Raw genomic sequence first — 23,039 nt, 5'->3', positions numbered from 1 at the left:
CGTAGACCGCGCAAATGCGCCGCACCGTGCGGCTTAAAGAAATTTCATCAAGGTGTGACCGAGGGCGCATTCCCCGTTAACTGGATTATAGACAAGGAGTTAGCGTTGAGAGGCGGTATGCAGATTTCCTATGATGCGGTACTGCGGAATATTCGCCGTGCCGCCATCAGGATAAGGAATGATTATTTTAGAAAGGTACGGAGATTATTATTCGAGCATGCTGCTAATTAATTTCCCTAACTGAATCACAGCCTGTTCTTCCCGCTCCCCCCACGCCCAGGAGGTATTAAACCGGAAGAACGGTGTCCAGGCGTCAGAGGTCGAAAACATCTTACCGGGGGCAATACTGATGTGGTGCGTTAGCGCTTTCTCACTCAGCAGCCCGGCATCCAGCTGCGCCGGGAGTTCCAGCCATAAAAAATAGCCGCTGTCGTTGTGATGAATTTTGACGCCTGCCGGCATATGGCGCAAAAGCGACTGCCACGCCTGCTGTTTGCGTTCGGCCAGCGTGCATCGCAGGCGGCGAAGATGGGCGTCATAGCGTTTTGTCGCCAGGTAATCCACCAGCGCCAGCTGCATTGGTGAACTGGTCGATAAGGTGCTCATCAGCTGTAGCTGCTGAATGCGTCGCGCATGTTTACCTGCCGCCACCCAGCCGATGCGAAACCCCGCCACCAGACATTTCGAGAAGGACGAGCAGTGCAGCGTCATATCGTCACGATCCCAGGCTTTCGCTGGCAGGGGTTTCTCCCGGCCAAAATAGAGTTCGCTGTAGACATCATCTTCGATCAGGGTGACGTTGTGCCTGGCGAGAAGCGCGACCAGGTGCGCTTTTTTCTCTGCGCTGAGCGTGAAGCCGAGGGGATTTTGACTGTTGGTCATGAGCCAGCAGGCTTTGACCGGATACTCATTGAGCGCCTGCTCAAGCGCATTCAGATCGATCCCTTCGCGGACGTCCGTCGCCACCGACAGCGCTTTGAGTTTCAGGCGTTCCAGCGCCTGCAGTGCACCATAGAAACAGGGGTTTTCGACAATCACCCAGTCACCAGGCTCGGTAACGGCCTGCAGGCTAAGATTCAGGGCTTCGAGTGCGCCTGCGGTTATGACAATCTCATCCGGCGAGATATTCATTCCCTGCTGCGCATAGCGGCGGGCAATGGCGTGGCGAAGGTCAACGTTACCCGGAGGCAGGTTTTCAATCACGCTCATTGCTGTGGCGGTTTTACTGACATTGGCCAGCGAACGGTTAAGTTGCTGCAACGGGAAAAGCCGGGGGTCGGGGAAAGCAGAAGCGAAAGGAACCACCGACGGGTCGCGGCTGGCCTGTAATACGTCGAAGATATAGGTGTTGATATCTACCACTTCGTCCCGCATCACCTGGGCAGGCGGCGCAGGTTGTTGGGCGGTCGGGCGCGAGGCAACGTAATAGCCCGACTGCGGCCTGGCGACGATACGCCCCTGGCTTTCCAGCATCTGATACGCGTGGCCAACGGTCATAAAACTCATGCCGCTGCTCGCGACCTGCTCTCGCAGAGAAGGCAGCTTATCGCCCGGCAACCATACGCCAAGCTCGATCTGCGAGATAATTTGTTGCGCCAGACGCTGGTATTTTTTCATCAGATTCTCCTTATGACCGACAGTGTATATCAGCAGGAGAAAAAGAGAAGATTTTGCTAACTGTTATAGTTAGCCAGATGCATTACTTACGCAGTTCGGTGACGTTACGCTGAGCGTGGCGGGCAGCGGCCAGATGATCGAGGGTAATCATCGACGATTTGCAAAAAATGCATTTTGCACCGAACGGGTTTTTCTCAGACACATCAAAAGCTGAGGTACGGTACTGCGAACCATGGCAGCATGGGCAGCGGAAATGGATATAAGAAGTCATAGGATTCTCCTGTAAACGTAAAAACGTTAATTGCTTAATGGGCCCTTCAGGCGATAGTGGTTTGAAACAAAAACTAATCGGAGTGTAGAAAAAGACCCAAGAGAGGCTGCGGAGAGGCACAACGTGATGAGAACTGCTTTATAAAACTACGTCAGATGTTTATTTGGACTCAAACCCAGAGAGTCATTAACGCATGTTGTTGATAACAAGGCAAGCTGTTTAATGCATAAATTTCATAAAAATAATTTTTTTATTCTTTCATGCAAGCTATATCAGATGTGCAAAGCGTGATGTTTTCATGAACTGTTATAGGTAAATTTCGCTTTTCTGCGTCTGATACTCGTTATTTCGCCCCTATACCATAACAGCACACCGTTTGACATTGAGGTTGTGCATGTTTGGTTTAGATGCTTTTCATCTTGCACGGATACAGTTTGCCTTTACCGTATCCTTCCACATTATTTTCCCGGCAATCACCATCGGTCTGGCGAGTTATCTCGCTGTGCTAGAAGGCCTGTGGCTGAAAACCAAAAACCCGGTCTGGCGTTCGCTGTACCATTTCTGGTCGAAGATTTTTGCCGTTAACTTCGGTATGGGCGTGGTCTCCGGGCTGGTCATGGCCTACCAGTTTGGGACCAACTGGAGTGGGTTTTCACAATTTGCCGGCAGTATTACCGGCCCGCTCCTGACCTACGAAGTGCTTACTGCCTTCTTCCTCGAGGCAGGATTCCTCGGCGTTATGCTGTTCGGCTGGAATAAAGTCGGGCCGGGTCTGCATTTCTTTGCAACCTGTATGGTGGCACTGGGGACCATTATCTCAACCTTCTGGATCCTCTCATCAAACAGCTGGATGCAGACGCCACAGGGCTTTGAAATTGTCAACGGACAGGTGGTGCCGGTAGACTGGTTTGCCGTGGTGTTTAACCCCTCCTTCCCGTATCGCCTGCTGCATATGTCGATAGCGGCCTTCCTGAGTAGCGCCCTGTTTGTCGGCGCATCCGCAGCCTGGCATTTGCTGCGCGGAAACAACACCCCCGCCATCCGTGCGATGTTTTCCATGGCGCTGTGGATGACCCTGATTGTGGCTCCCCTTCAGGCGATGGTAGGTGATATGCACGGGTTGAACACCCTGAAGCACCAGCCCGCCAAAATAGCAGCCATTGAAGGCCACTGGGAGAACCCACCGGGTGAACCCACCCCGCTGCTGCTGTTTGGCTGGCCGGATATGGAACAGGAGCGCACCCGCTTTGGGCTGGAGATCCCGGCGCTTGGCAGCCTTATTCTGACGCACAGCCTCGACAAACAGGTTCCGGCACTGAAAGAATTTCCAAAGGAAGACCGGCCAAATTCCACCATCGTCTTCTGGTCATTCCGCATTATGGCGGGCTTAGGCATGCTGATGCTGCTGCTTGGGGTGACGGCACTCTGGTTACGTTATAAAAAACGCGTGTACGCTTCGCGTCCCTTCCTGTGGTTTGCTCTCCTGATGGGACCCTCCGGGCTAATTGCCATCCTGGCCGGATGGGTCACTACCGAAGTGGGCCGCCAGCCGTGGGTCGTCTACGGGCTTCAGCGAACAAAGGATGCGGTTTCTGCCCATGGTGACTTGCATATGAGCGTGAGTCTGCTGGCCTTCTTCGTCGTCTACACCTCCGTATTTGGCGTGGGTTACAGCTATATGGTCCGCCTGATTAAAAAAGGACCTCAGCCTCATGAATCGTTTGCCACCGAGTCCGATGGACGTCCCGCACGCCCGCTTTCTGCCGTTACTACTGAACATAAGGAGCAACCATAATGGGTATCGATCTTTCCATTATCTGGTTTGTTATCATCGTCTTTGCCACGCTGATGTATATCGTGATGGATGGTTTTGATCTGGGGATAGGTATCCTGTTCCCGGCTACGCCTGATGCCGACGATCGCGATGTGATGGTGAACAGCGTTGCGCCGGTCTGGGACGGCAATGAAACCTGGCTGGTGCTCGGCGGTGCAGCGCTGTTTGGCGCATTTCCGCTGGCCTATGCGGTCATTATTGATGCCCTCACTATTCCGCTGACGTTAATGCTGATCGGACTTATTTTCCGGGGCGTGGCATTTGAGTTTCGTTTTAAAGCCACGCCGGCACACCGCCCTTTCTGGGACAAAGCGTTTATCGGCGGTTCGATCCTGGCGACCTTTACCCAGGGCATGACGGTGGGCGCAGTGATCAACGGCTTTAGCGTCACCGGGCGTGCCTACAGTGGCGGACCGTTCGACTGGCTGACCGTTTTTAACCTGTTCTGCGGCGCAGGTCTGGTGGTGGCCTACGCGCTGTTAGGCTCGACATGGCTGGTGATGAAAAGCGAAAACGCGCTGCAACAGCGAATGCGACGGGTATCCAGAACGCTCCTGACCCTGCTTCTGGTATTCATTGCAGTAATCAGCCTCTGGACCCCACTGGCGCAGCCGGCCATCGCCGCGCGCTGGTTTACCCTGCCGAATCTCTTCTTCCTGCTGCCCGTGCCGGCGCTGGTGGTGATCCTGAGCCTGTGTCAGTGGCGTTGCCTGAATAATCCCGACAGCCATCATTTGCCGTTTATCCTGACGTTAGGGCTGATTTTTCTCGGCTTTAGCGGACTTGGGATCAGCATCTGGCCGCACATTATTCCCCCGTCAATCACGCTCTGGCAGGCGGCGGCTCCGACACAAAGTCAGGGCTTTATGCTGGTGGGCGCGTTGTTGATCATTCCCGTGATTCTGGTCTACACCTTCTGGAGTTACTACGTGTTTCGCGGAAAAGTACAGCATGGAGAGGGTTATCACTGATGCAACAACCTTTCTGGAAAAGAGTCATGTGGCTGGCCATTATCTGGGGCGGCAGCGTACTGGCACTGGCGGCGGTCAGTATGCTCTTTCGCATGTTAATGACGGCCGCAGGGTTTAAATCGCACTGATCGTATTACGGGCAACGACAACGTTGCCCGGTACCCGCCCGCACTTTCAGATAAACCCCATTAACGCACGGCAGAGTATCGTTACACTGAAAAAAAGATTCACAGTATCTATCGTCTGAGAAGAAAAATGAAAAAGCTCATTGCGTTAAGTGTTATCAGTCTTGTCCTCACCGGGTGCGTTAATCCTGGTAAAGCCTCCGTTCAGCCGGACCAACTTAAGAGCCACCGTTTTGTGCTGGAGAATGTGGACGGGAAAGCCGTTAAGGCCACGACAACGCAACCAGAGATCAGCTTCAAAGCCCTGTCTGATATCAGTCTGGTTAATAACATTAGCGTTTCCGGCGTGATGTGTAACACGTTTAACGGACAGGGGAAATTGTCCGAAGGTGAGCTCAAGGTCAAAACGCTCGCCATGACGCGCAAGCTCTGTACCGAACCACAGTTGAACGAACTGGATCAGGCCATTGGCGACATGCTGCGCAAAGGGGCGCAGGTCGACCTGACTGAAGACCAGTTAACGCTGGCGACAGCCGATAAAACGCTAATGTTTAAGCGTGCGGAGTAATCAGTAGTTTCCGCAGGATCCTACGGCAAGCGACTGTTCACTGCAGCGTTTGCCGTTTGGCAATGCGCACATCCCGATAGCTGAGCCGTCAAGCTGGCGGGCAACAGACAGCGAGCCGCCAATCATCGCGCAGTTGGCTTGTCCGGAGCTGGACATCGCCGCTTTCATTCCCGGCGTTACGTGTGCCGCCGTTGCCTGCTGAACAGGTTCACTGCTGCATGCCGATAATAATAACGCGGCACACCCGACCCAAAATGCTGAACGCATGCTCTCTCTCCCCCATTAATAATGCGAAACCTATGCATAATAGGCATCACATGCCGTGTCGTCGAGAGCGAAAGTGCGTATTTATGCGCTCCTGAAACAATTTCTCGCAATTTTTTCGCCAAAAGATTGATCTACTCATTGATGTCGAGAATACCGAGGACACAAAAGCGAAAATCGTAAAATCCGACCTTTGCTAAACTAAGGGAATAATATTCAAAGCCCGTTGTGTTTTTTTCGGGCTCCTTTTTTTGCGCAATGTAAGGGTGTTGTCCTATGCAAACTATTGACGGTAATGGTGCAGTCGCGTCCGTCGCGTTTCGCACCAGTGAAGTTATCGCCATCTACCCAATTACGCCAAGTTCTACGATGGCCGAGCAGGCCGATGCCTGGGCGGGAAACGGACTGAAAAACGTCTGGGGCGACGTCCCAAGAGTCGTGGAAATGCAGTCTGAGGCTGGCGCTATCGCGACCGTCCACGGAGCGCTGCAGACCGGTGCTCTGTCGACGTCATTCACGTCGTCGCAGGGATTATTGTTGATGATCCCGACGCTCTATAAACTGGCAGGACAACTTACCCCGTTTGTGCTTCACGTTGCCGCACGAACCGTTGCGACACACGCCCTCTCCATCTTTGGCGATCACTCAGACGTGATGGCCGTCCGCCAGACCGGTTGCGCCATGCTGTGCGCCAGCAGCGTTCAGGAAGCACAGGACTTCGCGTTAATTTCGCATATGGCGACGCTGAAGAGTCGCGTGCCCTTTATTCATTTCTTTGATGGTTTTCGTACCTCTCACGAAATCAATAAAATTGTTCCGCTGGCTGACGACACCCTCCTCAATCTTCTGCCGCAGGCGGAAATCGACGCGCATCGCGCCCGTGCGCTGAACCCGGAACACCCGGTGATCCGCGGGACATCGGCCAACCCGGATACCTATTTCCAGTCCCGGGAAGCAACGAACCCGTGGTACAACGCCGTTTATGATCACGTTGAGCAGGCGATGGATGATTTTGCCGCGGCCACCGGACGTCAATACAAACCGTTTGAATACTACGGTCATCCGCAGGCGGAACGGGTCATTGTGCTCATGGGGTCAGCCATTGGCACCTGTGAAGAGGTGGTGGATGAACTGCTGACCCGTGGTGAAAAAATCGGCGTGCTCAAAGTGCGGCTCTACCGACCGTTTTCCGCGCGACATTTGCTCTCCGCCCTGCCGGAAAGCGCGCGCACCGTGGCGGTACTCGATCGCACGAAAGAGCCTGGCGCCCACGCAGAACCTCTGTATCTGGACGTCATGTCCGCGCTGGCTGAAGCGTTTAATTGCGGTGAGCGCGAAACACTGCCCCGCGTGATCGGGGGTCGCTATGGGTTGTCCTCCAAAGAGTTTGGCCCGGACTGTGTGCTGGCGGTGTTTAATGAGCTGAGCGAGGCTAAACCAAAACCGCGCTTTACCGTCGGTATTTATGATGACGTTACCAACCTCTCTCTGCCCCTGCCGGAAAACACGCTACCTTCAACCGCAAAACTTGAGGCGCTGTTTTATGGACTGGGCAGCGACGGTAGCGTCTCCGCGACCAAGAACAACATTAAGATCATCGGGAACTCCACGTCGTGGTATGCCCAGGGGTATTTTGTCTACGACTCCAAAAAAGCAGGCGGGCTGACCGTTTCCCACCTGCGCGTCAGCGAGCACCCTATCCGCTCGGCATACCTTATCTCGCAGGCTGATTTTGTGGGCTGTCACCAGCTGCAGTTCATCGATAAGTACCAGATGGCAGAGCGCCTGAAACCGGGCGGTATTTTCCTGCTCAATACGCCATATAGCGTGGATGAAGTCTGGTCGCGGCTACCGCAGGAAGTGCAGGCGGTGCTGAACCAGAAAAAAGCCCGCTTCTACGTCATTAACGCTGCAAAAATTGCCCGCGAGTGTGGCCTTGCCGCGCGAATTAACACCGTGATGCAAATGGCCTTCTTCCACCTGACGCAGATCCTGCCGGGAGACAGCGCGCTAATGGAACTGCAGGGGGCAATTGCCAAAAGCTACAGCAGTAAAGGTCAGGAGCTGGTCGAGCGTAACTGGCAGGCGCTGGCGCTGGCACGCGAGTCTTTATTTGAAGTACCGCTGCAAGCGGTTGATGCGTCCAGCCCGAACCGTCCACCGGTGGTTTCTGACGCGGCACCGGATTTCGTGAAAACCGTGACGGCAGCCATGCTGGCCGGGCTGGGTGATGCCCTTCCCGTCTCCGCGCTGCCGCCGGATGGCACCTGGCCGATGGGCACCACGCGCTGGGAAAAACGCAACATCGCCGAAGAAATCCCCATCTGGAAAGAGGAGCTGTGTACCCAGTGCAACCACTGCGTAGCAGCCTGCCCGCACTCGGCCATTCGTGCCAAAGTGGTCTCCCCGGAAGCGATGGAAGACGCCCCGGCCAGCCTGCATTCACTTGATGTGAAATCCCGTGATATGCGCGGACAGAAGTATGTTCTGCAGGTCGCTCCGGAAGACTGCACCGGATGTAATCTGTGCGTTGAGGTCTGTCCGGCGAAAGATCGTCAGGATCCGGACATCAAAGCCATCAATATGATGTCGCGCCTCGAGCATGTCGAAGAAGAGAAGGTAAATTATGACTTCTTCCTGAACCTGCCGGAGATCGACCGCAGCACGCTGGAGCGTATTGATATTCGTACCTCGCAGCTCATTACTCCGCTGTTCGAGTATTCAGGCGCCTGCTCCGGCTGCGGTGAAACGCCGTATATCAAGCTGCTCACGCAACTGTACGGCGACAGAATGTTAATCGCTAACGCCACGGGCTGTTCATCAATCTATGGCGGTAATCTGCCTTCCACGCCGTACACCACCGACGCCCATGGCCGCGGTCCGGCATGGGCAAACTCGTTGTTTGAGGATAACGCCGAGTTTGGTCTGGGCTTCCGTCTGACCGTTGACCAGCACCGCGCACGCGTGATGCGGTTACTGGAACAGTTTGCTGGCCACATCCCGGCGGAGCTGAATGAGGCGTTGCACGCCGATGCAACGCCAGAACGTCGTCGTGAGCAGGTTGCGGAACTGCGCAACGCTCTGCAGGACGTGGAAGGTGCCGGGCAGCTGTTGACCGACGCTGACGCGCTGGTGGAAAAATCAATCTGGCTGATTGGCGGTGACGGCTGGGCGTATGACATCGGCTTTGGCGGGCTGGATCACGTGTTAAGCCTTACCGAAAACGTCAACATTCTGGTTCTGGATACGCAGTGCTATTCCAACACCGGTGGCCAGGCGTCAAAAGCTACCCCGCTTGGCGCAGTAACTAAGTTTGGTGAACACGGCAAGCGCAAGGCGCGTAAAGATCTCGGCGTCAGCATGATGATGTACGGCCATGTGTATGTCGCGCAAATCTCGCTGGGCGCGCAGCTGAACCAGACGGTGAAAGCCATTCAGGAAGCGGAAGCCTACCCGGGTCCGTCGCTGATCATTGCCTACAGCCCGTGTGAAGAGCATGGCTACGACCTGGCACTCAGCCACGATCAGATGCGCCAGCTGACCGCAACCGGCTTCTGGCCGCTCTACCGGTTCGACCCGCGCCGCGCCGATGAAGGTAAATTGCCTCTGGCGCTGGATTCACGCCCGCCTTCCGATGCGTTGGCCGAAACGTTAATGCAGGAACAGCGCTTCCGTCGCCTCAACGCGCAACAACCAGAGGTGGCCGAGCAGTTGTGGAAAGATGCCGCCGCCGATCTGCAAAAACGGTATGATTTCCTGGCGCAAATGGCCGGAAAAGCGGAAAAACCCACCCGCGACTGACTCTCCCTCTGCCCGGCTTGTCCGGGCATTTTTTTGCCATAAAAAAAGCCCGATGTATTCACACCGGGCGAGTCCAGATAATTAATGAACATCACGTTAATTCACTAAATGACATTCACATAAATTATGGATGAAAAATCTTAAAGGCATATAACGCCGCTGAGATTATCTGATTTAATGGGCAATTAATAATTTTTATTTAATATGATTAGCTTTAAATCATTCATAAAACCAATGACTATTTCCGTCGCATAATCCGGTTAAGAATTAACTTAACTCGTAACAATTATATTTTATTGTTCTTGGTCAGGAGTGATTTAGCATGAGACAGCTTTCTCGTGCGGAAAGTTCAATACGTAATTAAATAAAAACAACTGCAAAGGAATTCCAAAATGCAAAGAAAAGTACTGGCCCTGATGATTCCAGCGCTGTTAATGGCTGGCGCTGCGCATGCTGCAGAAATTTATAATAAAGACGGCAATAAATTAGATCTGTACGGAAAAGTAGATGGTCTGCATTACTTCTCCGACGATGCCTCTAAAGATGGCGATCAAACTTATATGCGTCTGGGCTTCAAGGGTGAAACCCAGATCAACAACATGATGACCGGTTACGCCCAGTGGGAATACAACATCCAGGCCAATAACACTGAAGGGTCTAATAACCAGTCATGGACGCGTCTGGCCTTCGCCGGTGTTAAAGTCGGTGACTATGGCTCCTTCGATTACGGTCGTAACTACGGCGTTCTGTACGACGTGGAAGGCTGGACCGATATGTTGCCTGAATTCGGTGGTGACTCTTACACCAATGCAGACAACTTTATGACTGGCCGTGCCAACGGGGTCGCAACCTACCGTAACACTGACTTCTATGGTCTGGTACAGGGTCTGAACTTTGCCCTGCAGTATCAGGGTAAGAACGAAGATGCCAGCAACAACCAGGAAGGCACCAACAATGGTCGCGACACGCGCCATGAGAACGGTGACGGCTTCGGTATCTCCACCACCTATGACTTTGGCATGGGTATCAGCGCGGGTGCTGCCTATACCTCTTCCGACCGTACCAACGAACAGGTGATGAATACCACTGCCGGTGGCGATAAAGCGGATGCCTGGACTGCAGGCCTGAAATATGACGCCAACAATATTTATCTGGCGGCAATGTATTCTGAAACCCGCAATATGACCCCTTATGGCGATAATACGGATGCCGTGGCCAATAAAACGCAAAACATTGAAGTGACCGCGCAATATCAGTTCGACTTCGGCCTGCGCCCGGCAATTTCTTATCTGCAGTCTAAAGGTAAAGACCTGGCAAACGGTCAGGGCGATCAGGATCTGGTTAAATATGCTGACGTAGGCGCAACCTACTACTTCAACAAAAACATGTCCACCTACGTTGATTATAAAATCAACCTGTTGGATGAAGATGACAGTTTCTACAAAAATAACGGCATTAGCACGGATGATGTCGTTGCATTAGGTCTGGTTTACCAGTTCTGATCCCAAGAGCCCGCATCGTGATGCGGGCTCTTTATTTTCGTTGCGACGCCTGAAGCCAGCCCTCCTCTTCTCTCCCATCATATTTCCCTCTCTTCGCGCCTCTCGGCTCAGTGAATGTGTGAATCATCTCAAAAGGAAAATTTATGACGGTGTCGTTAAGGGTAAGTTTAAAGAAACCCATGTAGACTAGCCTTATAGACTTTGCTTCATTAAGGATAACTGCATTGTTTGGTCGTGTATCAGTTGCCGTACTTACCCTTCTGGCGATTATATGGATGGCGTTAATTTTTGATTTTGGTGGTGTCGTTGGGCATCTCGGCGCGCTGTTGAACCATCTGGATGGCAGTTAAGGTTTCCCCCAAACAATACGCCACCAGCAGGGCCGGTGGCGGGAAACGTATAAACGGACTATTTTTTGACCGGCTGAGGCTTTTTATCACCTGACTCAGGCGCCTCACGCGGATCGTCTTTCTCAACATACAGCATATTTCTCTCCTGTTTCGGATACCCACTCCCCACTATAGGCCGCATTGTTAAAATCTGGCCAGGCGGCAGTTACGCTTCTTTTTGACGAAAAGAGAGGTAGCCGAAAACCCCGCTGTCGCCATCCGCGGGATGATTAACGCCGTCCATCACCGTCACTTCGGCAAAATCAAAGGGGGTCACATTTTCAAAACAGGCCACATTCACGCCGTATTCGTTGGGATTTGAACGCCGCTGATGGAAGGTATAAATCCCGCAGACCGAGCAGAAGAAATGGCGGGCTGTTCCTGTGTTAAAACGATATTCCGTGAGCTTATCCGCCCCTTTCGTTACGGTAATGCCCGACAGCGGTGCCGAGACCACCACGGCGCCCCGCATCCGGCAAAAAGAGCAGCTGCAGCGCCGGGCGGTATTTAATCCGTCTGAGAGTTCAACGGTAAACGCCACCGCGCCACAATGGCACTGTGCATGACGAATATCAGCCATCGGTTACACCCCCTTTCTCACGAGCTCGGCAGCCTTAACGAAAACCTCATCTTCAACGCCATCGCCTTTCTGTCTGCCGAGTCTGACCAGTTCACTCACAATACTGTCGCGATGGATGGGTTGCTGTGCTGAAACAAGACCGATAACGGCGGCACCAATTGCCAGTCCCACTAATCCCGTTTGTTCATCTTTGTTCTTCATGTTTGTGCTCCCTTGTACAACACAAAAAGCGTAGCAGGATTGTGGTAAAACGTGGCGTTGTCACGGATGCTATTTATTCTGTGATACAGGGCGTAACCCCTCCGCTAACAGGCGATGAGGTCGAGGTGTACGTGTCAGAATCGCGGCGCGAGGCCGTATTTGGGCGCATTAATGTTCGCGGCCCAGACCTTGATGTCGTTTTGAAGAAGTAAGGTGAAATCCGATTTCAGATGGTTAACCATGCCGTTAACGCTCTGTGCATCTTTCACCGAAAAATGCTCTATCCGGTTCTGCCCGACCTGAACACAATAATACGTGGCCGGAAGCACTTTGCCATTCACGTTAAGTTCTTGCCGGGTCCCGTCACAGCGCCCTTCGGTGATATAGGAGACCAGCAAATTTGCTGATTTCCGCTCAGGCTGGGAGATGCTCAACATGACCGGGAAACCGTCTGAAGTCTGGGTCATATCGTAAAGAACAGCATTTTTTATATACCAGGTATTATATTCCCGCTCCTGAAAAGCTGACCTCGAAGGCGCAGAAACGACCACCAGCATTGCCAGTGTAATAGTTTGAATTTTCATGAGATGTTGTCATCCGTGTCGTTGCACACATTATTCAGATCGTGCAAAAAACAGCAACACCTTAAGAATATTCCTACTACTATTGGCAGTCGTTTTGAGTTATCTACCGTGGTCATCGCGTTATTTCATTCCGTTTGTACACGCTCAGTACGTTAAAACAGGAAAGAGTTGGTACACCGCCACCATCGCTGAAATACTGACGATGACACTGACAATGAAGTAGGTTTTGAAGGGCTGCTTTTGCGTTTTATGGCGAAACAGTTGCTGACCTATAATCGCCCCGGGCCATCCACCGATAAGGCCAAACACCAGCAGTGTGGCTTCCGGCACTCTGCGCATGGCCCTTCGCGCCGCCATTTTGTCGGCGCCATACGTCGCTAACGTCAGTACGTTGATAAGCAGGAGCCACAGGATAAACGGATGCGAGGTGAATAGACTTCCGATTGCGGCGATCAACAGAAGCAAATAACAAAAGCGATTGAGGGTCATAGCACAAGCCACTGGAATGTTCAGAGTATGTCGAAGCCGCATTATACGCGATATCACAAAGCAAGGTTGCTGCCGTCCACAATTCAAAATCCTGTAAAACGTGCTGGCATTCGGCGCAACAATCCGTACCATACACGGCACACTTTCGCATGCTGGTGGTTAACCGCAGGCGCTGACCCGTCTTTTATTGCCAGTCAGATGGGGCACTAAAATGCGCAGAGGGTGTTTGAAATCTAAGCTTCATAGAGTGAAGAGATGAACAGCAAAGAGAGGGCAATGCTGACAGAAGCTGCCCCTCTAAACCGTTTGCCCCACTGGTGCCCCATTTGAAATTTGAGTACAGATTAAATGCAACAAAATCAAGATATTAATAAGAAAGAGCAATACAACCTGAACAAACTGCAAAAGCGTCTGCGCCGTAACGTTGGTGAAGCCATTGCAGACTTCAATATGATTGAAGAAGGCGACCGCATTATGGTCTGCCTGTCAGGGGGTAAAGACAGTTACACCATGCTGGAGATCCTGCGTAATCTTCAGCAAAGCGCGCCGGTGAAGTTTTCCCTGGTGGCAGTTAACCTCGATCAAAAGCAGCCTGGTTTCCCGGAACACATTCTGCCGGAATACCTGGAAAAACTGGGTGTTGAGTACAAAATCGTAGAAGAAAATACCTACGGGATTGTGAAAGAGAAGATCCCGGAAGGCAAAACCACCTGCTCGCTCTGCTCTCGTCTTCGCCGCGGCATCCTGTACCGTACCGCGACAGAACTGGGTGCAACCAAAATCGCACTCGGCCATCACCGCGACGATATCCTGCAGACGCTGTTCCTGAATATGTTCTACGGCGGCAAGATGAAAGGCATGCCGCCAAAACTGATGAGCGATGACGGCAAACACATTGTGATCCGCCCGCTTGCCTACTGCCGCGAGAAAGATATCGAGCGGTTCTCTCAGGCCAAAGGGTTCCCGATCATTCCATGTAACCTGTGCGGCTCTCAGCCGAACCTGCAGCGTCAGGTGATTGGTGACATGCTGCGTGACTGGGACAAACGCTACCCGGGCCGTATCGAAACCATGTTCAGCGCGATGCAGAACGTGGTGCCTTCTCACCTCGCGGACGTTGAGCTTTTCGATTTCAAAGGTATCAACCATGAGTCGGAAGTGGTGAATGGCGGCGATCTGGCGTTTGACCGGGAAGAGATCCCCGTGAAACCTGCTGGCTGGCAGCCAGAAGAAGATGACAATCAGTTTGAAGAACTGCGCCTGAATGTCGTGGAAGTAAAATAGTGAAATAGTGAAATAATGCAAACGCGTCTCAGACCACCGTCTGAGACGCGTTTAAACTTTATTTCAGCAGACGAACGCGACAGGTTTTACCCTTGATTTTCCCGTTCTGCAGCTGTTTCCAGGCCTTATGGGCAACCGACTGGCGAACAGCAACATAAACATGTGCAGGATGTACCGCAATCTTGCCGATATCAGCCCCATCCAGCCCCACGTCTCCGGTCAGCGCACCGAGCACATCACCCGGACGCATCTTGGCTTTTTTACCGCCATCAATACACAGCGTTGCCATTTCTGCTTCCAGCGGAACGAGACTGACGTTGCCCGGTGCATTCACCCAGTTAAGCTTAATCTGCAGCATTTCAGACAGAATATTGGCGCGCTGCGCCTCTTCCGGTGCGCAGAAGCTGATGGCCAGACCGCTGTTTCCGGCACGCGCAGTACGGCCGATACGGTGAACGTGTACTTCAGGATCCCATGCCAGCTCGTAGTTCACGACCAGCTCAAGCGATTTAATATCCAGACCGCGCGCCGCCACGTCGGTGGCAACCAGCACGCGGGCGCTGCCGTTGGCGAAACGGACCAGCGTCTGATCGCGATCGCGCTGTTCCAGATCGCCATGCAACGATAACGCGCTCTGCCCTGCGGCGTTCAGGGCGTCACAGACCGCCTGACAATCTTTTTTGGTGTTACAGAACACCACGCAGGAAGCGGGCTGATGCTGACTGAGCACCTTCTGCAGGAGCGCGATTTTTCCGTGCTGGGACGTTTCATAAAACTGCTGCTCGATAGCAGGCAGCGCATCAACACTGTCAATTTCGATGGTGAGCGGATTTTTCTGCACGCGGCCACTGATTGCGGCGATCGCTTCAGGCCAGGTCGCCGAAAATAACAGCGTCTGACGGTCTGCAGGCGCGAAACGGATCACTTCATCGATAGCATCGCTGAAGCCCATATCCAGCATCCGGTCTGCCTCATCCATGACCAGCGTGTGTAATGCATCCAGCGAGACCGTACCTTTTTGCAGGTGGTCGAGCAGTCGGCCAGGCGTCGCCACAATGATGTGTGGTGGATGCTGAAGCGAATCACGCTGCGCGCCAAACGGTTGTCCGCCACAGAGGGTTAAAATCTTGGTGTTAGGCAGGAATCGCGCCAGACGACGCAGCTCGCCCGCGACCTGGTCCGCCAGTTCGCGGGTTGGGCACAGCACCAGAGACTGCGTCTGAAACAGCGCAGCATCAATATGCTGTAGCAGACCCAGACCGAAAGCCGCCGTTTTTCCGCTCCCTGTTTTAGCCTGAACGCGTACATCACGCCCCTCAAGAATGGCGGGCAATGCGGCCGCCTGAACAGGCGTCATGGTGAGGTATCCCAACTCGTTGAGGTTATCGAGTTGGGCGGCGGGCAGTACATTCAGGGTTGAAAAAGCGGTCACAATAGTCTCTCGTGGTCATCTTTGCGGTCAGATGGCGCGTATCCTCGCAGATCTCGGGGTTCGATGCGACAATTTAATCGGTTCTTCATCGGGCGGCGGGTCAGGCATGGGTTGCGGACGCGGAACAGGATCGGGCATCGGTGTCGGATCGGTGGGGATCGGATCGGACTGACGTGAATACTGCAGTTGCAGAGCGAGTAAGATGCTCATCATTCCCTCCAGGTTTTACTGACGTCCCTTTTAGGGTAGACGCTGGGGAACAGGAGGCAAAAAAAAGCCGACTAGTTAAGTCGGCGTCGTACGAATCAATTGTGCTATGCAGTAATTCAAAAAAGGAAGTAAGACAATATGGAGCGCAACGCCCATCGCTTGACGTTGCATTCACCTGCGGGAGTAATATTGCACCTTACGGGGTCATTGTTTATTGACTTCGCTCAATTAAAAGAGCGTTTTGATCTCCGTAAAAGCTGAAAAAAGCGTAAATTTACAGCCATTTACTACGATGCAACCACCATGCAACACCACCGATCAAAACAACTAACATGACGCAAAATGCGGTAAAGCCATAATGGGCCGCGCCGCCGGGAATTCCGCCCAGGTTCACGCCAAACAATCCCGTCAGGAATGTGCTCGGCAGAAAGACCATTGCCATCAGCGACATCGTATAGGTTCTTCTTGCCAGCGACTCCTGCATCACCTGCGCGATTTCATCCGCCATGACGCCCGTGCGGGCAATACAGGAATCGATTTCATCAAGTCCTCGGCCCAGCCTGTCGGCAATATCCTGCATTCGGCGTCGCTGATCGTCATTCATCCAGTTGAGCCTTTCGCTGGACAGACGCGCGTATACGTCCCGCTGTGGCGTCATATAACGGCGCATGACAATTAACTGCTTACGCAGGAGCGCCAGAAAACCGCGCGGCGGAATCTGCTGATCGAGCAGGTTATCTTCGAGGTCGATGATTTTATCGTGCAGCTCTTCGATAAACTCACTCGCATGGTCAGTCAGCGCGTCGCAGACGTCCACCAGCCAGCTTCCGCAATCGGTCGGCCCGGTGCCCTCTTTCAGATCGTTCACAATATCATCCAGCGCCAGAACTTTACGCTGACGGGTGGAGACAATCAGACCATCGTCCATATAAACACGCATCGCGACCAGCTGGTCAGGACGTTCATCGGTGCTGCCGTTAATGCAACGCAAAGTGATGAGCGTGCCGTCCCCCATTCTGCTCACGCGTGGCCGCAGGCTTTCACCCGCCAGCGCATCACGCACGTTGTTCGGCAGGAGCGGCGTCGTGGCCAGCCAGTCGGCACTGTCCGGATGGGTATAGTTAAGGTGTAGCCAGCAGGGATGCTCATTATCAATAACATCGTTGTCTTCCAGCGGTCGGGCACCGCCACGACCATCCAGCACCCAGGCAAAAACTGCATCAGGAACGTTTAGTTCTGATCCTTTTATACTCTCCACCGCGCCTCCCCCTTTTCAGCTCTTTCGTTGTCAGTCTAGCTTTCATCAGGGGTTAAGCAACAACTATGTTTCGCATCGCGCTGAATTCGCTCAGGAAATAACCGTATTCCGCCAGGCGCCTTTTCAGACCGCACGGGAGGATAATTCAGCGGCGAGAAGTCGGGATAAAAGAGCCCGGTGACCAGGCTCTTTTCGCGCATCAGAGGGAGTGACCGGGACGCGAGTGGAATGACAGCGGGGCAGCATGCGAAGGCGTGGATTCAACCTGATACCCCTTTTCGAGCCGGAAGTTACGCGTCCGCGCCTGCAGTTCACTTACCTGATTACGCAGTACATCAGAGGATCCGTTGAGTTCTTCTGCCATCGTAACGTTACTTTGCGTGACCCGTTCCAGCTCAGATAAGGCCAGCGTAATCTGGGAAATGCCTTTCTCCTGCTCTGACGTCGAGGTGAAAATGTCATCCATCAACTGGCTGACATTGCCGGAGCCGGTCACAATTTCTTGCATATTCTTTTCAGCTTCGGACACAACGGTCACGCCCTGAGTAACGTTATTGCTGGTCACTTCAATCAGCGTTTTGATGTTTTTGGCGGCGTCCGCGCTGCGGTGGGCCAGGTTTCGCACCTCTTCTGCCACCACCGAAAACCCTTTGCCGTGGTCACCGGCTCTGGCCGCCTCAACGGCCGCGTTTAGCGCCAGGATATTCGTCTGGAAGGCAATGCCGTCGATCATCGAGATAATCTCCGTCATTTGCTGTGCACATTCGGTAATGGATTGCATATTGGTAGCCACCTGCCCCATCAACTCGCCACCTTTGCGCGCCTGCAGTGTCGCCCTGTTTGCCTGCTCGCTGGCCAGTCGGGTGTTATCGGCATTATTTCGGGTACTTGCTGCCATCTGCTCCATGCTGGCAGCCGTTTGCACCAGCGATGCAGACTGCTGCTCTGTTTTCACCGAAAGCTGCGCGCTACGCGCGGAGAGTTGATCGGACAAGGTCATGGCGGTTTGCGACGAGGCCCTGATCTCGCGTACCAGGGTCGCGATGTTGCTGGAGAGGCTGTTAATCCCGGGGATTAAACGCCCTGCACAGTTATTGCCAAATTCAGGGATAGTCACGCCAAGATTGCCTGCAGTCACTTCTTCAATACTTTTTTTCACCGTATTGATCGGCGTCACAAGATACTTTGTCATGTAGCCCCAGAGCAAAAATAGCGCAACGAAATTAATGATATTGAGTGAAATAAAGAGAGAGGATTTGCTGGAAAATAGAACAACGACACCTGCATCAACCAGGAAAAGACATAAAAGGAACCCGGCAATGAAGGTTCTGACACTAATATTTCTTAGCATGATTATATCCACGATTTTATATTTAGGTCGGCATTAAGATTTATAGCATTCGTGTTGTTGTTTGTCCTGATGAACAACGCTGGTTTCACCTTTCGCCGTTAGCCACCTGAGATTTAACTTAAGTCAGATAAAAACAGGGTATTAGTGAAAATGTTATATGCAGCATCCTGTGATACTGGTTTCCTGCCACTTTAAGCGATACCATCGCCTGCGATGAGACAATATGGCCGCGCTCATATTTAAGGAGCTTTGCTGCAATTATTCGCCTTTGTTTAGCAATGCTTAATAGGTGCCGGAAAGAATATATTTTATATTCACCGCCAGCCTTAACGTTTTAATATGACCGGTCGTTTTGCACGATACATAACTCATATTATTTCAATGCGCATGTACGTTGCCAGTTAAAGACGTGCCCGGCAGGCGAAATCGGTAACCCTCTTTGGCGTGGGATTGCATAATGCTCAATATATCGTGGGACCCTGTGTTAATAGCCCTCTCGTATCTGGTGGCCTTTATCGCCTCATTTGTGGCCATGGACAGCGCCGGAAAAATCCCGCTTTCCAGCCGTAAAACGGCGATGTTCTGGCGTATCGCCGGAGGCGTCACGCTTGGGATCGGGATCTGGTCAATGCACTTCATCGGCATGCTGTCGATGCAAATGCCGATGATAATGAGCTATAACCTCTGGTTAACCCTCGCCTCACTGGGCGTGGCGGTGGTTGCATCCACGGTCGCCATCAATATTGCCGTAACGGGTAAAACCCTTTCCCCTTTTCGATTGATCGTTGCCACGGTGCTCCTGAGTGCTGGCGTGGTCTGTATGCACTTTATCGGTATGGCCGCACTGATGCTGGACAGCCATATTCTCTGGGATCGACGCATTGTTGCCGTGTCCGTGTTGATTGCCGTTATGGCCTCCGGCGCGGCGCTGTGGCTGGCATTTCGCCTGCGGGATATGCGCAAAGGGGTGTTTATCAATCGTATTCTCGCGGCCTGCGTGCTGGGTGTCGCCATCTGCGCGATGCACTACACCGGCATGCGTGCCGCCCATTTTCAGGAAATGACGCATACCCTGCCCGGCGGTATCAGCGAGTTGGGGTTATCGGTCTGGGTTTCTGTCACCACACTGTGCCTGCTCGGCGGTATGTTAATGATTTCGCTCATTGACTCGCACCGGCGGACGAACCGACTGACCGACAACCTACGCCAGCTTAATCGTCAGCTTGAACTGCAGGCGCGGTTTGATGCGCTCACCGGTCTCGCTAATCGCCATCAGATGGACATTCGGATGCAGGATTGCCTGCGCAGCGCATTGCTCAGCAAGAAGTCATTCGCCGTGATTTTCCTCAACGTCGATCATTTCAAACGCATCAACGATACCTGGGGCCACAACACCGGGGATGAGTTGTTAATCTCTCTCGCGCAGCGCATTACCGCTCGCCTTACCCGCGAGATGACCCTCGCCAGGCTTGGCGGCGACGCATTTATCCTGCTGGTTCCCGAGTGTGACGACGATAAACTCAACCCGCTGCTCACGACATTGCTGGAGGATATGCGCCGCCCGTTTTCACTTTGTGGGCACACGCTGAGCACAACAATCAGCGCGGGGGTCAGCCTCTACCCGCAGGATGGCGAGACGCTGCATGAGCTGAAGCTTAAAGCCGATGCGGCCCTGAATCGCGTCAAAGAGGATGGACGAAACGGCTGGGCCGTCTACCGAAACGAGATGTCAACGGCTATTCCGGCTAACCCCGGCTTCCTGCAGGAGTTAACTCAGGCGCTGGAACGCGATCAGTTTGAACTGTGGTATCAGCCCACCTGGCATGCAAAAGACACCACTATTCACGGTTTTGAAGCCCTTCTGCGCTGGCGGCACCCTGAGCAAGGGGTGTTGCTACCTAATCTGTTTTTACCGTCGCTGGAACAAACGGGGCTGATCATCCCGGTGGGGAACTGGGCGATTGAAGCGGCATGCCGTCAGCTTCATTTCTGGACAGAACAAGGTTTCAGCCAGTGGACATTGTCCTTTAACCTCTCCCCCGTCCAGTTCGAACAGCCGGATATCTTCCACATCATTTCGTCGATGTTGCATAAATATAATCTGTCGCCCTCCCGGCTTATCCTTGAGGTGACAGAAAGTACCGCACTGAAAAATCTCGACCGCAGTATTGAATTACTCAATGCGTTCAATCAAGCCGGGATTACCGTCTCGATTGATGATTTTGGCACCGGCTATTCCAACCTGTTGATGTTGAGCGTTCTGCCCGCTAAAGAGCTAAAAATCGACAAAAGCTTTGTGCACTCGATGCTGGTAAATGAAAAAAGCCGCAAGCTGGTGGAAACCATTATTAATATCGCCAGGACCATGGAAATGAATGTGGTTGCGGAAGGGATCGAGACGCAAGAACAACAGGTGGTGCTGACGGACCTCGGCTGTGATTACCTGCAGGGGTTCCTTTTCTCCCGTCCTTTACCTGCCGAACAGGTTCCCTGGCTGCTGCTGCAAAAAAACTCAGACAAACAAATTATACCCATTGGTAAAATTCACGCGGAACCCGCATATATTTCACAAAAAAATCATGCCTGACCGGGTTAAGTAGAGTATGTTTCAAAGGAGTCCACTCCCGTTAATTCTGTCATGATCCTCAGGCACATGGTGCCGATGTACAGGAATACGCTATGTCGCAAAATTGTTTTGATGCGCTGAATTTAATTAAAACCCCCGTGTGGCTCATTTCACCTGCTTCAGAACAGATCATTTTTGCAAATGTGGCCGCCGCTCAGATCATGGGCGATAAAACCCTGGATGACCTACGCAAAGGTACCTATTCCGCCAATGCGCATCACGTGCTGTCGATGTATGTGCCTGAACTGAAGAGTGAGCAGGAGATCGTCGAAATCTGGACCATCTCCCGCGATGGACATGAAACCGCGCTGAGCTGCCGTCTCTCGCTTGCCCATTTCGTGTCCCAGGGGAATGTTATTGTTTTTGAAGGGCTGACGCAGCAGGTTCTCTCCGGGCTTAAGGCCAGCCGCTCCGCGACCTACCAGCGCAAAAAACAGGGATTTTACGCGCGCTTTTTCCTGACCAACAGCGCGCCAATGCTGCTTATCGATCCGTCCCGGGATGGCCAGATTGTGGATGCCAATCTGGCGGCGCTGACTTTTTACGGTTATGCGCATGATGAAATGTGCAGAAAACATACCTGGGAAATCAATACTCTGGGGCGGGATGTGATCCCCGTGATGACGGAGATTGCCGCGTTGCCGGGCGGCCATAAGCCCCTCAACTTTATCCACCGTCTGGCCGATGGCTCCACCCGCCATGTTCAGACCTATGCCGGGCCGATTGAAATTTACGGTGACAAATTGATGTTGTGCATTATCCACGATATCACCGAGCAAAAAAGGCTGGAGCAGGAGCTGGAACACGCGGCACTGCGTGATTCCATGACGGGCCTGCTCAACCGGCGTCAGTTCTATATCATCACCGACCAGGCCAACACCCATCATCTTCCCGCGCAGCAGCAATTTAGCCTGCTGCTGGTGGATACCGATCACTTCAAAAATATCAACGACCTCTTCGGCCACCTGAAAGGTGATGAGGTGCTGATCTCGCTCTCGCGAACGCTGGAAGCCTGTAGCCGCAAAGAGGACCTGGTCTTCCGCTGGGGCGGTGAGGAGTTCGTCATCCTGCTGCCGCGCACCCCGCTCGACACCGCCCTGCAAATCGCCGAAACTGTGCGCGATGCGGTCGCCCGCATCACGATCCCGGGTTTACCTCGTTTCACCGTCAGCATTGGCGTGGCGCGACATAATCCGGGCGAGAGTATGGATGAGCTGTTTAAACGTGTGGACGATGCGCTTTATCGCGCCAAAAGTGATGGGCGCAATAAAGTCCTGGCGGCATGAAACTGGTGTATCTTCGTCAGCCCCGTTACAATGCCCCTCTCGAATAAATGGACCACAGGTGGGTAGATGTGCAATGGGAAAAACAGAAATAATACTCACCATAATTATTTTATTCGTTATTATATTTGGCTTCTGGTTTATTTTCAGCGGTGAGATCTGGTTTCTGGTGGAATACCTTGAGAACAGTATCTACCCCACCTTCGATGCGCTATGACGCATGTTTAATTCCTTGTTTCACCTACCGAATTTGTCAGGTATCAGCACCGGTAAGAGGTGCGTAAAATACGCAACGTTATCCTCCAACAAGTTGATAACGAATCATTAAATCATTTGCTTATTTCGCCCGTTCTCTGACGGGCTTTTTTTATTTCCGGCAATTCAGCTGTGCCAGGCTAT

General features: G+C 52.8%; 22 protein-coding genes and 1 pseudogene. 12 read left to right on the top strand and 11 right to left on the bottom strand.

Features of this window, described 5'->3' with window-relative positions; translation table 11 throughout:
- Positions 1 to 207: 207 nt before the first annotated feature.
- Both BJ887_RS06835 and BJ887_RS06830 read right to left on the bottom strand, forming a co-directional pair.
- Positions 208 to 1,617 (bottom strand): PLP-dependent aminotransferase family protein, encoded by a 1,410-nt coding sequence (locus tag BJ887_RS06835; protein ID WP_121339636.1) that lies wholly within the window; start codon positions 1,615 to 1,617, stop codon positions 208 to 210.
- Between the two features lie 82 nt (positions 1,618 to 1,699).
- A complete protein-coding gene (locus BJ887_RS06830; protein ID WP_020884014.1) occupies positions 1,700 to 1,888 on the bottom strand; it encodes a hypothetical protein in 189 nt (62 codons plus the stop codon).
- Positions 1,889 to 2,282: 394 nt separating this feature from the next.
- On the opposite strand from BJ887_RS06830, the gene BJ887_RS06825 reads away from it, so the two are divergent.
- From BJ887_RS06825 to hslJ, 4 genes are all read left to right on the top strand, one after another.
- Positions 2,283 to 3,683, top strand: a complete 1,401-nt coding sequence (locus BJ887_RS06825) for a cytochrome ubiquinol oxidase subunit I (protein WP_047955676.1) — start codon at positions 2,283 to 2,285, stop codon at positions 3,681 to 3,683.
- Positions 3,683 to 4,693 carry a cytochrome d ubiquinol oxidase subunit II gene (gene cydB / locus BJ887_RS06820; protein ID WP_121339635.1) on the top strand — a complete coding sequence of 337 codons (1,011 nt, stop codon included), beginning with the start codon at positions 3,683 to 3,685 and terminating at the stop codon, positions 4,691 to 4,693. The genes BJ887_RS06825 and cydB overlap by 1 nt, the downstream gene beginning before the upstream one ends.
- A complete protein-coding gene (locus tag BJ887_RS06815; protein WP_014170274.1) occupies positions 4,693 to 4,821 on the top strand; it encodes a DUF2474 domain-containing protein in 129 nt (42 codons plus the stop codon). Before cydB ends, BJ887_RS06815 begins: the two co-directional genes overlap by 1 nt.
- A gap of 127 nt (positions 4,822 to 4,948) precedes the next feature.
- Positions 4,949 to 5,386 (top strand): heat shock protein HslJ, encoded by a 438-nt coding sequence (gene hslJ, locus BJ887_RS06810; protein WP_014170275.1) that lies wholly within the window; start codon positions 4,949 to 4,951, stop codon positions 5,384 to 5,386.
- Here hslJ and BJ887_RS06805 read toward each other — a convergent pair whose 3' ends face one another.
- Positions 5,387 to 5,653 carry a DUF333 domain-containing protein gene (locus BJ887_RS06805; RefSeq protein WP_014170276.1) on the bottom strand — a complete coding sequence of 89 codons (267 nt, stop codon included), beginning with the start codon at positions 5,651 to 5,653 and terminating at the stop codon, positions 5,387 to 5,389.
- A 273-nt stretch (positions 5,654 to 5,926) separates the two neighbouring features.
- Here BJ887_RS06805 and nifJ point away from each other — a divergent pair, with 273 nt between their 5' ends.
- From nifJ to BJ887_RS23320, 3 genes are all read left to right on the top strand, one after another.
- Positions 5,927 to 9,451, top strand: a complete 3,525-nt coding sequence (gene nifJ, locus BJ887_RS06795; protein WP_121339633.1) for a pyruvate:ferredoxin (flavodoxin) oxidoreductase — start codon at positions 5,927 to 5,929, stop codon at positions 9,449 to 9,451.
- A 392-nt stretch (positions 9,452 to 9,843) separates the two neighbouring features.
- Complete coding sequence (gene ompC, locus BJ887_RS06790; RefSeq protein ID WP_020884010.1) at positions 9,844 to 10,953, top strand: porin OmpC; 1,110 nt, start codon at positions 9,844 to 9,846, stop codon at positions 10,951 to 10,953.
- 224 nt (positions 10,954 to 11,177) lie between these two features.
- On the top strand, positions 11,178 to 11,303 hold the full coding sequence (locus BJ887_RS23320) for a hypothetical protein (protein ID WP_255320659.1): 126 nt from the start codon (positions 11,178 to 11,180) through the stop codon (positions 11,301 to 11,303).
- A gap of 58 nt (positions 11,304 to 11,361) precedes the next feature.
- On the opposite strand, the gene BJ887_RS23130 is transcribed toward BJ887_RS23320, so the two are convergent.
- From BJ887_RS23130 to BJ887_RS06770, 5 genes are all read right to left on the bottom strand, one after another.
- On the bottom strand, positions 11,362 to 11,439 hold the full coding sequence (locus BJ887_RS23130) for a hypothetical protein (RefSeq protein ID WP_223263916.1): 78 nt from the start codon (positions 11,437 to 11,439) through the stop codon (positions 11,362 to 11,364).
- A gap of 69 nt (positions 11,440 to 11,508) precedes the next feature.
- On the bottom strand, positions 11,509 to 11,922 hold the full coding sequence (locus tag BJ887_RS06785) for a GFA family protein (RefSeq protein ID WP_047356426.1): 414 nt from the start codon (positions 11,920 to 11,922) through the stop codon (positions 11,509 to 11,511).
- A gap of 3 nt (positions 11,923 to 11,925) precedes the next feature.
- Positions 11,926 to 12,123, bottom strand: coding sequence for a hypothetical protein (locus tag BJ887_RS06780; protein ID WP_014170281.1), 198 nt, complete (start codon positions 12,121 to 12,123; stop codon positions 11,926 to 11,928).
- 134 nt (positions 12,124 to 12,257) lie between these two features.
- A complete protein-coding gene (locus tag BJ887_RS06775) occupies positions 12,258 to 12,707 on the bottom strand; it encodes a hypothetical protein (protein WP_121339632.1) in 450 nt (149 codons plus the stop codon).
- Between the two features lie 144 nt (positions 12,708 to 12,851).
- Entirely contained in the window at positions 12,852 to 13,196 is a 345-nt protein-coding gene (locus BJ887_RS06770) for a DUF1294 domain-containing protein (protein ID WP_032680915.1), read from the bottom strand.
- 90 nt (positions 13,197 to 13,286) lie between these two features.
- On the opposite strand from BJ887_RS06770, the pseudogene BJ887_RS06765 reads away from it, so the two are divergent.
- Positions 13,287 to 13,403: pseudogene (locus BJ887_RS06765) on the top strand (site-specific integrase); the annotation flags it as partial.
- Between the two features lie 141 nt (positions 13,404 to 13,544).
- Positions 13,545 to 14,480 carry a tRNA 2-thiocytidine(32) synthetase TtcA gene (gene ttcA / locus BJ887_RS06760; RefSeq protein ID WP_032678259.1) on the top strand — a complete coding sequence of 312 codons (936 nt, stop codon included), beginning with the start codon at positions 13,545 to 13,547 and terminating at the stop codon, positions 14,478 to 14,480.
- 58 nt (positions 14,481 to 14,538) lie between these two features.
- Here ttcA and dbpA read toward each other — a convergent pair whose 3' ends face one another.
- The 3 genes from dbpA to BJ887_RS06735 form a co-directional block, all read right to left on the bottom strand.
- Positions 14,539 to 15,912: an ATP-dependent RNA helicase DbpA gene (gene dbpA, locus BJ887_RS06755; protein ID WP_014170312.1), complete on the bottom strand. Its 1,374-nt coding sequence runs from the start codon at positions 15,910 to 15,912 to the stop codon at positions 14,539 to 14,541.
- Positions 15,913 to 16,396: 484 nt separating this feature from the next.
- The gene (gene zntB / locus BJ887_RS06740; RefSeq protein WP_014170313.1) at positions 16,397 to 17,380 is read right to left on the bottom strand and encodes a zinc transporter ZntB; all 984 of its coding nucleotides are present in this window, start codon (positions 17,378 to 17,380) and stop codon (positions 16,397 to 16,399) included.
- Positions 17,381 to 17,579: 199 nt separating this feature from the next.
- Positions 17,580 to 18,731, bottom strand: coding sequence for a methyl-accepting chemotaxis protein (locus tag BJ887_RS06735; protein WP_083599680.1), 1,152 nt, complete (start codon positions 18,729 to 18,731; stop codon positions 17,580 to 17,582).
- Positions 18,732 to 19,188: 457 nt separating this feature from the next.
- On the opposite strand from BJ887_RS06735, the gene BJ887_RS06730 reads away from it, so the two are divergent.
- From BJ887_RS06730 to BJ887_RS23315, 3 genes are all read left to right on the top strand, one after another.
- Positions 19,189 to 21,318, top strand: a complete 2,130-nt coding sequence (locus BJ887_RS06730) for a GGDEF domain-containing phosphodiesterase (protein ID WP_121339630.1) — start codon at positions 19,189 to 19,191, stop codon at positions 21,316 to 21,318.
- A 92-nt stretch (positions 21,319 to 21,410) separates the two neighbouring features.
- The gene (locus BJ887_RS06725; protein WP_121339629.1) at positions 21,411 to 22,643 is read left to right on the top strand and encodes a sensor domain-containing diguanylate cyclase; all 1,233 of its coding nucleotides are present in this window, start codon (positions 21,411 to 21,413) and stop codon (positions 22,641 to 22,643) included.
- Positions 22,567 to 22,857, top strand: a complete 291-nt coding sequence (locus BJ887_RS23315; protein ID WP_369797154.1) for an Ecr family regulatory small membrane protein — start codon at positions 22,567 to 22,569, stop codon at positions 22,855 to 22,857. The genes BJ887_RS06725 and BJ887_RS23315 overlap by 77 nt, the downstream gene beginning before the upstream one ends.
- The last annotated feature ends 182 nt before the right edge of the window (positions 22,858 to 23,039 follow it).

The sequence above is a fragment of the Enterobacter sp. WPR_3_1 genome, assembly GCF_003635055.1.
Classification (GTDB): Bacteria; Pseudomonadota; Gammaproteobacteria; order Enterobacterales; family Enterobacteriaceae; genus Enterobacter; species Enterobacter ludwigii.
This window is presented reverse-complemented; position numbering and strand designations above follow the sequence as displayed.

What these genes read in the sequence shown, in the direction of transcription:
- BJ887_RS06835 (WP_121339636.1), bottom strand. Translation starts at nt 1,617, where the DNA reads ATGAAAAAATACCAGCGTCTGGCGCAACAAATTATCTCGCAGATCGAG.
- BJ887_RS06830 (WP_020884014.1), bottom strand. Translation starts at nt 1,888, where the DNA reads ATGACTTCTTATATCCATTTCCGCTGCCCATGCTGCCATGGTTCGCAG.
- BJ887_RS06825 (WP_047955676.1), top strand. Translation starts at nt 2,283, where the DNA reads ATGTTTGGTTTAGATGCTTTTCATCTTGCACGGATACAGTTTGCCTTT.
- cydB (WP_121339635.1), top strand. Translation starts at nt 3,683, where the DNA reads ATGGGTATCGATCTTTCCATTATCTGGTTTGTTATCATCGTCTTTGCC.
- BJ887_RS06815 (WP_014170274.1), top strand. Translation starts at nt 4,693, where the DNA reads ATGCAACAACCTTTCTGGAAAAGAGTCATGTGGCTGGCCATTATCTGG.
- hslJ (WP_014170275.1), top strand. Translation starts at nt 4,949, where the DNA reads ATGAAAAAGCTCATTGCGTTAAGTGTTATCAGTCTTGTCCTCACCGGG.
- BJ887_RS06805 (WP_014170276.1), bottom strand. Translation starts at nt 5,653, where the DNA reads ATGCGTTCAGCATTTTGGGTCGGGTGTGCCGCGTTATTATTATCGGCA.
- nifJ (WP_121339633.1), top strand. Translation starts at nt 5,927, where the DNA reads ATGCAAACTATTGACGGTAATGGTGCAGTCGCGTCCGTCGCGTTTCGC.
- ompC (WP_020884010.1), top strand. Translation starts at nt 9,844, where the DNA reads ATGCAAAGAAAAGTACTGGCCCTGATGATTCCAGCGCTGTTAATGGCT.
- BJ887_RS23130 (WP_223263916.1), bottom strand. Translation starts at nt 11,439, where the DNA reads ATGCTGTATGTTGAGAAAGACGATCCGCGTGAGGCGCCTGAGTCAGGT.
- BJ887_RS06785 (WP_047356426.1), bottom strand. Translation starts at nt 11,922, where the DNA reads ATGGCTGATATTCGTCATGCACAGTGCCATTGTGGCGCGGTGGCGTTT.
- BJ887_RS06780 (WP_014170281.1), bottom strand. Translation starts at nt 12,123, where the DNA reads ATGAAGAACAAAGATGAACAAACGGGATTAGTGGGACTGGCAATTGGT.
- BJ887_RS06775 (WP_121339632.1), bottom strand. Translation starts at nt 12,707, where the DNA reads ATGAAAATTCAAACTATTACACTGGCAATGCTGGTGGTCGTTTCTGCG.
- BJ887_RS06770 (WP_032680915.1), bottom strand. Translation starts at nt 13,196, where the DNA reads ATGACCCTCAATCGCTTTTGTTATTTGCTTCTGTTGATCGCCGCAATC.
- ttcA (WP_032678259.1), top strand. Translation starts at nt 13,545, where the DNA reads ATGCAACAAAATCAAGATATTAATAAGAAAGAGCAATACAACCTGAAC.
- BJ887_RS06735 (WP_083599680.1), bottom strand. Translation starts at nt 18,731, where the DNA reads ATGCTAAGAAATATTAGTGTCAGAACCTTCATTGCCGGGTTCCTTTTA.
- BJ887_RS06730 (WP_121339630.1), top strand. Translation starts at nt 19,189, where the DNA reads ATGCTCAATATATCGTGGGACCCTGTGTTAATAGCCCTCTCGTATCTG.
- BJ887_RS06725 (WP_121339629.1), top strand. Translation starts at nt 21,411, where the DNA reads ATGTCGCAAAATTGTTTTGATGCGCTGAATTTAATTAAAACCCCCGTG.
- BJ887_RS23315 (WP_369797154.1), top strand. Translation starts at nt 22,567, where the DNA reads ATGAGCTGTTTAAACGTGTGGACGATGCGCTTTATCGCGCCAAAAGTG.